At 58.3% G+C, this 11,865-nt stretch carries 12 protein-coding genes; 8 read left to right on the top strand and 4 right to left on the bottom strand.

What is annotated here, in order from left to right; all coding sequences use genetic code 11:
* Positions 1 to 61 precede the first annotated feature (61 nt).
* From ASC74_RS28485 to ASC74_RS28475, 3 genes are all read left to right on the top strand, one after another.
* Positions 62 to 1,078, top strand: a complete 1,017-nt coding sequence (locus ASC74_RS28485; protein WP_056746061.1) for a class I SAM-dependent rRNA methyltransferase — start codon at positions 62 to 64, stop codon at positions 1,076 to 1,078.
* Between the two features lie 93 nt (positions 1,079 to 1,171).
* Complete coding sequence (locus ASC74_RS28480; protein WP_056746060.1) at positions 1,172 to 4,123, top strand: DUF748 domain-containing protein; 2,952 nt, start codon at positions 1,172 to 1,174, stop codon at positions 4,121 to 4,123.
* Entirely contained in the window at positions 4,123 to 4,419 is a 297-nt protein-coding gene (locus ASC74_RS28475; RefSeq protein ID WP_056746058.1) for a DUF2845 domain-containing protein, read from the top strand. Before ASC74_RS28480 ends, ASC74_RS28475 begins: the two co-directional genes overlap by 1 nt.
* A 285-nt stretch (positions 4,420 to 4,704) precedes the next feature.
* Here ASC74_RS28475 and ASC74_RS28470 read toward each other — a convergent pair whose 3' ends face one another.
* Both ASC74_RS28470 and ASC74_RS28465 read right to left on the bottom strand, forming a co-directional pair.
* Positions 4,705 to 5,061: a BON domain-containing protein gene (locus ASC74_RS28470; protein ID WP_056746057.1), complete on the bottom strand. Its 357-nt coding sequence runs from the start codon at positions 5,059 to 5,061 to the stop codon at positions 4,705 to 4,707.
* 310 nt (positions 5,062 to 5,371) lie between these two features.
* Complete coding sequence (locus tag ASC74_RS28465) at positions 5,372 to 5,803, bottom strand: pilin (RefSeq protein ID WP_056746053.1); 432 nt, start codon at positions 5,801 to 5,803, stop codon at positions 5,372 to 5,374.
* A gap of 225 nt (positions 5,804 to 6,028) precedes the next feature.
* Here ASC74_RS28465 and pilB point away from each other — a divergent pair, with 225 nt between their 5' ends.
* Genes pilB through yacG form a run of 5 tightly spaced genes read left to right on the top strand, consistent with a single transcriptional unit; the run spans position 6,029 to position 10,640 of the window.
* A complete protein-coding gene (pilB, locus tag ASC74_RS28460; RefSeq protein WP_056746051.1) occupies positions 6,029 to 7,729 on the top strand; it encodes a type IV-A pilus assembly ATPase PilB in 1,701 nt (566 codons plus the stop codon).
* Between the two features lie 2 nt (positions 7,730 to 7,731).
* The gene (locus ASC74_RS28455; RefSeq protein ID WP_056746050.1) at positions 7,732 to 8,949 is read left to right on the top strand and encodes a type II secretion system F family protein; all 1,218 of its coding nucleotides are present in this window, start codon (positions 7,732 to 7,734) and stop codon (positions 8,947 to 8,949) included.
* A gap of 1 nt (position 8,950) precedes the next feature.
* Positions 8,951 to 9,823 carry a prepilin peptidase gene (locus ASC74_RS28450; protein WP_056746048.1) on the top strand — a complete coding sequence of 291 codons (873 nt, stop codon included), beginning with the start codon at positions 8,951 to 8,953 and terminating at the stop codon, positions 9,821 to 9,823.
* Positions 9,820 to 10,443, top strand: a complete 624-nt coding sequence (gene coaE / locus ASC74_RS28445) for a dephospho-CoA kinase (RefSeq protein WP_056746046.1) — start codon at positions 9,820 to 9,822, stop codon at positions 10,441 to 10,443. Before ASC74_RS28450 ends, coaE begins: the two co-directional genes overlap by 4 nt.
* Positions 10,440 to 10,640 carry a DNA gyrase inhibitor YacG gene (yacG, locus tag ASC74_RS28440; RefSeq protein ID WP_046049370.1) on the top strand — a complete coding sequence of 67 codons (201 nt, stop codon included), beginning with the start codon at positions 10,440 to 10,442 and terminating at the stop codon, positions 10,638 to 10,640. The genes coaE and yacG overlap by 4 nt, the downstream gene beginning before the upstream one ends.
* Before the next feature lie 3 nt (positions 10,641 to 10,643).
* On the opposite strand, the gene ASC74_RS28435 is transcribed toward yacG, so the two are convergent.
* A complete protein-coding gene (locus tag ASC74_RS28435; protein ID WP_033054332.1) occupies positions 10,644 to 10,859 on the bottom strand; it encodes a hypothetical protein in 216 nt (71 codons plus the stop codon).
* A gap of 63 nt (positions 10,860 to 10,922) precedes the next feature.
* Positions 10,923 to 11,612, bottom strand: a complete 690-nt coding sequence (locus ASC74_RS28430; RefSeq protein WP_008153325.1) for an energy-coupling factor ABC transporter permease — start codon at positions 11,610 to 11,612, stop codon at positions 10,923 to 10,925.
* Positions 11,613 to 11,865 lie beyond the last annotated feature (253 nt).

Here is an 11,865-nt window from a genome sequence, read left to right as displayed (position 1 = left end):
CTCGGTTTGCTGCCAAGCTGTTAAACTCCCGCGCCAAATTCCCTCCTGCAAGGCGCCCAGCATGTCTTCCTTGAATCAGGCGCTGCGCGCCGCCCTCGCTCGTCGTCAGGACCTGCTGGCCGAACTGCATCAGCAAGGCACCGATTGCTATCGCCTGTTCCACGGCAGCCAGGAAGGCGCCGGCGGCCTGACAATCGACCGCTACGGCCCACAATTGTTGGTGCAAAGCTTTCACCAGTCACTGGAACGTGATGCGCTGCTGCAACTGCACGACACCATCAATCAGCACCTGGGCCTCGAAACACTGCTGGTCTACAACGATCGCTCCCGGGGCAACTCACGCATCGACCGTGAAGACACCGTCTACCACGCCGACGAAGCCGCCCTGCAAGACTTGATCGGTCACGAATGGGGCTTGAACTACCGGGTTCGCGGCCGCCACGCCGGCCAGGATCCGCTGCTGTTCCTCGACCTGCGCAACACGCGCGGCTGGGTCAAGCAGCACAGCAAAAACAAAAGCGTGCTGAACCTGTTCGCCTACACCTGTGGCGTCGGCCTGAGTGCTGCGGCCGGTGGCGCGAGCGAAGTCTGCAACCTCGACTTCGCTGAGGGCAACCTGGCCGTCGGCCGTGAGAACGGTTTGCTCAATCCCCAGTTGCCGACCATGGACTTCATCCAGTCCGACTACTTCCCGGCCATCCGCCAGCTGGCCGGCCTGCCGATCAGCCAGCGCCGCGGACAAAAACTGCCGAGCTATCAGCGCCTGGAACAGCGTCAGTACGACCTGGTGCTGCTGGACCCGCCGGCCTGGGCCAAGAGTGCATTCGGCACCGTCGACTTGCTGCGCGACTATCAGAGCCTGCTGAAGCCGGCATTGCTGACCACCGCTGACAATGGCGTGCTGATCTGCTGCAACAACCTGGCAAAAGTCAGCATGGACGACTGGCGCGAGCAGGTTTTGCGTTGTGCAGAGAAAGCCGGCCGGCCGGTGCGCGAGTGGACAGTGATGAAACCGGGCGGCGATTTTCCGTCAATGGATGAGCAGCCGCCGCTGAAAACCCTGATTCTGCAACTCTGAGATTCGTCCGAAAAATCAGATAAATCCTATAAAGCTTGATCACTTCGGAACCGGAAACGCGTGCCATACTCCAACGCACTCCGATTCAGACAGATGAAGCCACACATGCCCAAAGGATTGATTCGCGCTATTGGCGCTCTGTTGACCGCTCTAGCCCTCTACAGCCTGCTGGGGTTTCTGATTTTGCCGGGCATCGCGTTGCGGGTAGCCAATCAACAATTGGCCAATTACGCAACGACGCCCGCGACGATTCAGCGGATCGAACTCAACCCGTTCAGCCTTGAAGTGACCCTGTGGGGCCTGATCATCGGCGAGCCGGGCAAGGAACAGGTTGGCTTCGAACGCCTGTACGCCAACCTGCAGATCGACAGCCTCTGGACCAAGGCGCTGCACCTGTCCGATATCGAAATAGACAAACCCAAGACCGAAATCCTCTTCGGCAAGGACGGCAAGCTCAATCTCCTTGGCCTGTTCAAAATCCCCGCCAGTGAACCGACTCCGGCCGACCCGAACGCCAAACCGTTCCCGTTGCGCATCGAGCGGATCAAACTTGCCAGTGGTTATGTGCACTTCCAGGATGCGCGCCCCAGCGAGCCCATTGAATTCCTCTACGACAAACTCGATTTCGAGTTGAAGAATCTCAGCACCCTGCCAGAAGACAGTGCCGACATGACCTTGATGGCCGTTGGCCCGGGAGGTGGGAAGCTTGACTGGACCGGCAATTTCAGCCTGATCCCGATCGCCTCCGAAGGTAAGCTGAAAATCACCGATGGCAAGATGAAATCCTTTTGGCCCTACGTGCGTGATTCGGTGCCACTGGTGCTCGAAGACGGCGTCATGAACCTCAGCACCGACTACAAACTGAATCTGGCCAAGGAGACCGAGCTGCTGTTGAGCAACGTCGCCGTCAGCATCGCGCCGTTCGCGATCAAGGCACCAGACGGTCGACCACTGGCGAAACTCGAGCGTCTGGACATCAGTGAAACCACCGTCGACCTGGCCAAGCAGCAAGTGGTCGTCGGCAAGATCCGTAGCCAGAAACTGGAAACCTGGGCCGCCCTCGAGGCCGACGGGCAACTCGATTGGCAGAAACTGTTCGCCAGCCAACCGTCCAAAGCAGCCGTCAAAGCCAAGGCCGAACCGACCAGCACGCCGGCAGCCGCCGATTCACCGAAACCCGACCCGGCGCCACCGAGCAAGCCATGGCAGGTGCTGCTCAAAGACGTGCAACTGCGCAATTACCAGGTGCATCTGGCTGACCGCAAGGCGCAACCCGCCGTAGCGTTGGATGTCGGCCCGCTGAACCTGGACCTGCAGAATTTCGACAGCCTCAATGGCTCGCCTTTTAACCTCAAGCTCGATACGGGCGTGGGCAAGCAAGGCAAGATCACGGCAGACGGTATCGTCAATCTCGCCCCGGTCAGCGCCAAGTTAAAAGTACAAACCAAGGACATTGACCTGCGCGTCGCCCAGTCCTATATCAACCCATTCATTCGCCTGGAACTGCGCAGCGGCATGCTCGGCAGTGATCTGGCGGTCGATCTGAAAAGCACCGAGCCACTGGCGTTCAGCGTCACCGGCCGTGCTCAGGTCGATCAACTGCATACCCTCGACACCCTCAAAACCCGCGACTTCCTCAAGTGGCAGCAGTTGGTGCTCGAAGGCCTGAACTATCAGCACGGCGACAGCCTGTCGATCGACAAGGTCAACCTGTTCCAGCCTTATGCGCGCTTCATGATCAACGATGACCGCACCACCAACATCGATGACCTGTTGATCCCGCAACCGGCCGACTCAGGCGCCAAAACGGCTGCCGCCAAACCTGTCAGCAAGGAAAAACCGCTGGGCATCCACATTGGTGGCATTGCTATCAATGACGGTTCGGCCAACTTCGCCGACTTCAGCCTGACCCCGAATTTCGCCACGGCCATTCAACAGCTCAATGGGCAAATCGGCACCATCGACAGCCGTCAGGCGAAACCGGCCAGCGTCGATATCAAAGGCAAGGTCGACCGTTATGCACCGGTCACTATCAAGGGCTCGGTCAACCCCTTCGACCCGATGGCCAGCCTCGACATCGCCACCAGTTTCAAACGTGTTGAACTGACTACGCTCACGCCCTACTCCGGCAAGTTCGCCGGTTACCGCATCCGCAAGGGCCGGCTCAATCTCGACCTGCATTACCTGATCACCAAGGGCCAGCTCAAGGCCGAAAACAAAGTGGTGGTCGAGCAACTGCAACTGGGTGAGAAGGTCGACAGCCCAGACGCCGTGAGTCTGCCGCTGAAACTGGCGATCGCGTTGCTCAAGGACGTCGACGGCAAGATTTCCATCGAACTGCCGGTGACCGGCGACCTGAACAACCCGCAGTTCAGCATCATGCCGATTGTCTGGCAGACCTTGCGCAACCTGATCGTCAAAGCCGCCGCGGCGCCATTCAAAATGATTGGCGGGCTGGTCAGTGGCGGCGGCTCGGAAGATTTGGGCACTGTGTCGTTTGCGCCTGGTTCAAGCGACCTGAGCAAGGAGGCCGAAGGTTCGCTGGTCAAACTGTCCCAGGCCCTCAAGGAACGTCCGGCCCTGCGCCTGGAAATCGAAGGCACGGCTGCCGCCAGTAGCGATGGCCCGCTGATCGCCGAGCAACGCCTGGAGCGGGAATACCAGTACAACTACTACAAAATGCTCCAGCGTCGCGGCGACAAGGTGCCGGCTCAGGCTTCATTGCTGCAAGTACCGGATAACGAGAAAGGTCCGCTGCTGGAAGGGATCTATCGCACGCGCCTGAAGACGCAGCCACCCGCCGAGTGGAAGGATCTGGGCAAGGAAGAGCGCACGGTAAAAATGCGCGAAGGCATAATCAAGTTCTGGAGCTCCAGCGACGTGCTGTTGCGTCAGTTGGGTCAGGAACGCGCCAGCAGCATCAAGGACTATCTGGTCGACAAGGGTCAGTTGGCCGATGACCGCGTGTACTTCATCGACGCTAACCTCGGTGAAGCGGAAAGTGACGGTCGGGTGGTTACACCGCTGCATCTGGACGCCGAGTGATGCGCGCGAAATGGCTGACGATCCTGGCTCTGGCGATGGCCGCCAGTCAGGCCTCGGCAGCCGATACCCTGCGCTGCGGCAGTCAATTGGTCAGTGTCGGGGACAGGTCCAGCGAAGTGCTGCAGAAATGCGGAGAACCGGTCAGCCGTGATCTGTTGGGCTACAAGCGCAGCGCTAACCGACGGGAAGAGTTTCAAGTCGAGGAATGGACCTACGGGCCCAACGGCGGGATGTATCAGTACCTGCGTTTTGAAGGTAATCGTTTGAGGCAGATCACCAGTAAGCGCGGTAACTGAACCCACCACAACCCTAATGTGGGAGCGGGCTTGCTCGCGAATGCGGACTCACATACAACATTGATGTGGACTGACACACCGCTTTCGCGAGCAAGTCGAATCGTCGCACCGCCGCTCCCACATTTTGTTTTGCGTCGCTCAAAAATAGAACAGGCCCCGACACGAATGCCGGGGCCTGTAATGGCCACATCCTTATGGCCTTTCGCATGAACTCTCCTGAGGCGGCTGACGTATTGCTCGGCCCGTCTGCCGCGCCTTCTCCCAGTCCAGGCGAGAAGTCTTGCCTTACTCGGCTTTCAGGCCGTCAGCGGAGACCGCTTTGACGCCTTTGATTTTCTTGGTGATCGCCACAGCGGTGGCTTTCTGAGCGTCAGTCACCGCAACGGTGGACGACAGGGACACGACGCCTTTATTGGTTTCGACTTTGATGTCGGTGCCAGGAATGCCTTTCTCGGTTACCAGGTCACTTTTAACTTTGGTAGTAATCCAGGTATCGGAAGTAGCTTCTTTGGCTTTGGTGACTTCACCCGCCGCCAGAGTCATCGGAGCCTGGGTGGCTTGGGTGGTCTGTGCAAATGCGACGTTGGCCATGGTCAGGGTCAACGCGGTAGCAGTAGCGGCAGCGATAGCGAACTTCTTCATACGAGTAACTCCTGTTTTTCATAAAGTCTGCTGCGTGTCTTGTCAGCAGGGTTATTGGAGATATTGCGAACGCTGTGCCAACTTTGAAACAGACAATAAATCGTTATAAATCATGATCTTATAAAAACGACCAATTTTCGGAATCATGCAAATTGCATGACTTGGAAATTATCGACATGCAAGTTGCGGGTTTTGCCGCAGGCCTAAGGCCATGAATTGTTGGAAGTTTTCTCAATTACGCGATTTTTCCCGAACGGCGAACAAAAAAATGCCTCGTCAAACAGACGAGGCATCAGATCAGGCAGCCAGATTACGCGCCGCTGCCGGGACAGCCTTTTGGTGCAAAGTCAGCGTTAACAGTGCTGGCACACGTCCAGGCACCCGCCGTGTTCCCTGATGAGCGAGTCAGTGTGATGGTCTTGCCCAACACCGGTCCTGGGGCATTAACCAGCGTGCACGTGATCGTGCCTGCACCGTCTGTAGCAGTCCCTGAAGCAGCCAGCGTGCAATTGGAGGTCGTCGCCGTCGCGTTACCTGCAACCAATAGCAATGTAGGGTTGGTGCCTTGGTTGATGATGTCTTCGAAAGGCACTTTCAACGCGCTGATCTCAGCCAGCCCCGCCGTGACTTTAGCCCGGGCCTGGTACTTGGAATATTGCGGCAACGCAAACGTCGCCAGAATCCCGATGATCGCCACCACGATCAGCAGCTCGATAAGCGTAAAACCTTTCTGAGTATTCATAGACAAGCTCCATGCATGAGTCGAAATCTCATGATCTGAACTAGCCGCAGCACAGCCCATGCCAAGCGCCGTGCCCCCTGTTGGCGGGATGCGAGGCGATTGCAATGCCCTTTCCTACCCCCAGAATCCGCACTTTCTGACACTTTTTGTCACCTCAACGCCGCTGGTTTGGTTCCTTCCCTTGACTAGGCTATAAGTCATGAACTGTCTGCGCTTGGAATCCCAATGAATGACATCGCCCTTAGCGGTCTGGCCAAGCAATTGGTCCTGGCCGAGCTGCTCACTGACAAAAGCGCGCAACAGGCGTATCAGCAAGCCCAACGCAACAAAATCTCCCTGGTCAGTTATCTGGTGCAGAACAAACTGGTGAAGAGTCGCCAGGTCGCCGAGATCGCTTCGGAGCACTTCGGCATGACGCTGCTTGATCTCAGTTGCCTGGACAAGGAAACACAACCCAAAGGGCTGGTCAGCGAGAAACTGGTCCGTCAGCACCACGCCCTGCCCCTCTGGCGGCGCGGCAACAAGTTGTTCGTGGGCGTTTCCGACCCGACCAATCATCAAGCCATCAATGACATCCAGTTCAGCACTGGGCTGAATACCGAAGCCATCCTGGTGGAGGAAGACAAGCTCAGTGACGCCATCGAGAAATTCTTCGATACCCAAGGCACCGGCCTGGAAGACATGGCCGACGTTGACCTCGATGGCGTGGACATCGAGTCGATCGATGACAGCAAACTGGAAGCCATCGCCGGCCAGGATGCCGATGACGCGCCTGTGGTGCGCTTCGTCCACAAGATGCTGCTGGACGCGATCAAAAGCGGCTCTTCCGACCTGCATTTCGAGCCCTACGAAAAAACCTACCGCGTGCGGATGCGCACCGACGGTATTTTGCGTGAAGTCGCCAAGCCGCCGATTCACCTGGCCAACCGCATCGCCTCGCGACTGAAAGTCATGGCCAGCCTCGACATCTCCGAACGGCGCCGGCCCCAGGACGGGCGGATCAAGATGCGCCTGTCGAAGAGCAAATCCATCGACTTTCGGGTCAATACCCTGCCGACCCTTTGGGGCGAGAAAGTGGTGATCCGGATCCTCGACCCATCCAGCGCCCAAATGGGCATCGACGCCCTCGGCTATGAGCCCGATCAGAAAGACCTGTACATGGCCGCCCTCAAGCAGCCACAGGGGATGATTCTGGTGACTGGGCCCACCGGCTCGGGCAAGACCGTGTCGCTCTACACCGGGCTGAACATTCTCAACACCGTGGACATCAACATCTCCACCGCCGAAGACCCGGTGGAGATCAACATGGAGGGCATCAACCAGGTCAACGTCAATCCCAAGCAGGGAATGGACTTCGCCCAAGCGCTGCGCTCGTTTTTGCGTCAGGACCCGGACGTGATTATGGTCGGCGAAATCCGCGACCTCGAAACCGCCGAAATCGCCATCAAAGCCGCCCAGACCGGTCACCTGGTGCTGTCGACCCTGCACACCAACAGCGCCGCCGAAACCCTGACTCGCCTGCACAACATGGGCATTCCGGGTTTCAACATTGCCACCTCGATCAGCCTGATCATTGCCCAGCGCCTGGCGCGCAAGCTGTGCAGCCATTGCAAGAAGCCCATCGAGATTCCCCGGGAAGCGCTGATCAAGGAAGGCTTCCCCGAGGAACGCATCGGCTCATTCACGATCTATGAGCCTGTCGGTTGCGATCAGTGCAACGGCGGTTACAAAGGACGAGTCGGGATTTATGAGGTGGTGAAGAACACACAGGACCTGCAACGGCTGATCATGGCAGAAGGCAATTCACTGGAAATCGACAGTCAGATGCGTAAAGACGGCTTCAACGACCTGCGGACGTCGGGCCTGCTCAAGGCCATGCAAGGCATCACCAGCCTTGAAGAAATCAACCGGGTCACCAAGGACTGAATATGGCGGTCAAAGCAGCAAAAATCAGCGTCTATGCCTGGGAAGGCACGGACCGCAAAGGCACCAAAATGACCGGCGAGTTGAGCGGTCAGAATCCGGCGTTGATCAAGGCCCAATTGCGCAAGCAGGGCATCACCCCCGGCAAGGTACGCAAGAAGTCCACCTCGATTTTCAACATGGGCAAGCGCATCAAGGCGCAGGACATTGCCCTGTTCACCCGGCAAATGGCGACCATGATGAAAGCCGGTGTACCGCTGTTGCAGTCCTTCGACATCATCGGTGAAGGCTTTGATAACCCGGCCATGCGCACACTGGTAGACGAGGTAAAACAGGAAGTCGCGGCGGGTAACAGCTTCGCCGCTTCCCTGCGTAAAAAGCCTCAGTATTTCGATGAGCTGTATTGCAACCTGGTCGATGCCGGCGAGCAGGCCGGTGCCCTCGATACCCTGCTGGAGAGAGTGGCGACCTATAAGGAAAAGAGCGAAAGCCTCAAGGCCAAGATCAAGAAAGCCATGACCTACCCACTGGCAGTGGTGTTCGTCGCGATCATTGTGACCGGGATTCTGCTGGTCAAAGTGGTGCCGCAGTTCGAATCGGTATTCAAAGGGTTTGGCGCCGAATTGCCGGCCTTCACGGTGATGGTCATCGGCCTTTCGGAATTCATGCAGGACTGGTGGTGGGCGATGTTCGGTGTGCTGATCGCGGCCATCTTCGGTGTGCGCCACGCGTTTAAAACGTCGCAAGGCTTTCGGGACCGAATGGACACCTGGCTGCTGAAATTGCCGCTGATTGGCACGCTGATGTACAAGTCCGCCGTGGCCCGTTACGCCCGCACGCTGTCGACTACCTTTGCGGCAGGTGTGCCACTGGTGGAAGCCCTGGATTCGGTGGCCGGCGCCACCGGCAACATCGTGTTCAAGCGTGCAGTGCTGCGCATCAAGCAGGACGTGTCGACCGGTATGCAGCTGAATTTTTCCATGCGCGCCTCCGGTATCTTTCCGAACATGGCGATCCAGATGACCGCGATTGGCGAAGAGTCCGGCGCACTGGACGATATGCTCGACAAAGTCGCGAGCTTCTACGAAGACGAAGTGGACAATATGGTCGATAACCTCACCAGCCTGATGGAGCCGTTCATCATGGTGGTGCTGGGTGTTATCGTCGGTGGTCTGGTGGTTGCGATGTACCTGCCCATCTTCCAACTTGGCTCAGCGATCTGACATGCCCTTGAACGACATTCTGACCCTCTACCCGTTGACCTTCGTGATCGCCGCCCTGTTGGTCGGCCTGCTGATTGGCAGCTTTCTCAACGTGGTGGTCTGGCGCCTGCCAAAAATGCTTGACCGCGAATGGCGTGAGGAGGCTCGTGAAGTGTTGGGCTTGCCAGGCGAAACACCGCTGCCGACCTTCAACCTGATGCTGCCCCATTCCCAGTGCCCACATTGCGGCCATCGAATCCGTGCCTGGGAAAACATTCCGGTACTCAGCTATCTGTTCTTACGGGGTCGATGCTCGAACTGCACGGCAGCCATCAGCAAACGCTACCCGATGACCGAACTGGCCTGCGGTCTGCTCTCGGCGTTCATCGCCTGGCATTTCGGTTTCGGCTGGCAAGCCTGCATGGCGCTGCTCCTGAGCTGGGGGTTGCTGACCATGAGCCTGATCGACGCCGAGCACCAACTGCTGCCGGATGTGCTGGTGCTGCCGCTGATATGGCTGGGGCTGATCGTCAACAGTTTCGGGCTCTTCGTGTCCCTGCATGAAGCATTGTGGGGCGCGGTGGCCGGCTATTTGGCGCTGTGGTCGGTGTTCTGGCTGTTCAAGCTGATCACCGGCAAGGACGGCATGGGCCACGGGGATTTCAAGTTGTTAGCGATGTTCGGCGCCTGGGGCGGCTGGCAGATCCTGCCTCTGACCATCCTGTTATCGTCGATGGTGGGCGCTATTGTCGGCGTGATTTTGCTGCGTTTGCGCAATGCGAAAACCTCCACGCCGATCCCCTTCGGACCCTATCTGGCAATTGCCGGCTGGATTGCCTTGCTCTGGGGTGGTCAAATAACCGACTTCTATTGGCAGTTTGTCGGTTTGAAATGAATACCCCTGTGGAAAAACCCTGGATTCTCGGCCTGACCGGCGGCATCGGCAGCGGCAAAAGCGCGGCGGCCCAGCACTTCATCGACCTGGGCGTGCACGTGGTGGACGCTGATCATGCGGCGCGTTGGGTGGTGGAACCGGGTCGCCCGGCACTGGCAAAGATCGCCGAACACTTCGGCCCCGGCGTATTGCAAGCCGACGGGCAGCTGGATCGCGCGGCGTTGCGCAAACTGATCTTCGAAGTGCCAGAGGAGCGCCGCTGGCTCGAAGCGCTGCTGCATCCGCTGATCGCCAAGGAAATCGCCGATCATCTGGCCAAGGCACAATCGCCTTACGCGATTCTGGTTTCGCCGCTGCTGATCGAGTCCGGGCAGTACGCCACGACCCAACGGGTTCTGGTGATCGATGCCCCGGAACAACTACAGATCGAGCGCACCCTGCAGCGTGATCAGACCAGCGAGCAACAGGTCCAAGCGATCCTCAAGGCCCAGTCCAGCCGACAGGACCGCGTGAGCCACGCCGACGATGTGGTGGTCAACGACCGCGACCTCGCCTGGCTGCACAGCGAGGTCGAACGCCTGCATCACTTTTACCTTACTTTGCGTGGAGGCCAGTCATGAGCCAAATCCCAACCGTCGATTGCCCAACCTGCGGCGCCCCTGTTGAATGGAGCCCAGAAAGCAAATTCCGGCCATTCTGTTCGGACCGTTGCAAGCTGATTGACCTGGGCGCCTGGGCCTCGGAAGAACACAAGATTCCGGTCAGCCCGGATGCCGAAGACGACCTGTTCAGCGAAGACTTCGAGCCGCGTCACTGATCTTCAAGGCCGCATAAAACCGTAGTCCTGGCTGTCATCGAGGTTTTCCGCAAGAAAACGCAACTCATCGGCCAGGTCTTCGGCGCTGCGCACCGCCTTGCTCTGTTGCACCACTGCACTGAGCAAGGCACGCAGGCTCAACCCCGGATCAAACCCCACTTCCTGCGCCCCATCCAGACTTTGACGCAACTCCTGCCTTGCCCATTCGTAGACACTCATTTCGATGCTCCTGAAGGTTTTCCAGAGCATGGATTCGTGAGCGGTTTTTGCCTTTGATGTGGATCAAGATTTGGGATCGTCGTCTTTCCAGGGTGCCGAAAGGTAGCGCGTGCGATTGAACGTCTCCAGCCACTCGGGGCAAAACACCACCAGCGCACTGACCACCATGCCGTTGATGAACGCTTCCGGAAAAATCAGCAGCCACAGATACCCGACAAAATCTTCCAGCCAATACGGCATGGCAAAACGTTCATCGAACCACAGCAGCCACAGCGCCAACAGCAGGCACAGCAACGCCGACAGCGCCGCTGCAAAAAAACCGGACACGAAGATATACACAAAGGGATTACGCGGTTGCGCTCGCTCCACCAGGATCGCGCAGCACTCGGTGACCAGCACCGGCAGCAGAATCAGCAGCGCGCCGTTGACCCCCATTGCCGCCAGATCCTGCCGCCCGAGCAACACCAATCCCGCTTGCGCGACCAACCCGCCGACAATCGCCAGCGGCCAGTCGAGCAACAGGGTCACGGCGGTCATGCCGATAAAGTGGTAGGACACGCCGGTGTCGAAGTCTTGTCGCACCAGCCAGAGCATAAACAGTGCGAACACCGTGCCGAACAACAGATGTTGGCGGCGACTGTCGCTGAACAGTTCGACCCACGGTGCTCGCGCAACGGCCCAGATCAGTACCGGCACATAGATCAACCACCCCGCCGTGAGGGTTTCAGGTGACAGCAACTCGGCGCCGATCATGGCTGGGCACACTCCCTTGTCTTGCCGAAAGAGAACAGGCCCTCAGTCTACACCGCCCCTCGAGCGCCCTTCGATTTCCGGCCGGCACAGAGGGTTTGCTCTGGGGGAGCGTTCTACGATTGGGGTACATATCCGTTTCTGCGGTGATGGCKGCTGGCGGTTTCGCTTTTACAGCGAGTCACTTGGAARAGCCCCAAGTAACCAAGGGCTCTTGCCCCGCCATTCGGTGCCTCGCCTAGGCTCGGCATGCCCT

Source organism: Pseudomonas sp. Root329 (assembly GCF_001424925.1).
Lineage (GTDB): Bacteria > Pseudomonadota > Gammaproteobacteria > Pseudomonadales > Pseudomonadaceae > Aquipseudomonas > Aquipseudomonas arabinosi.
This window is presented reverse-complemented; position numbering and strand designations above follow the sequence as displayed.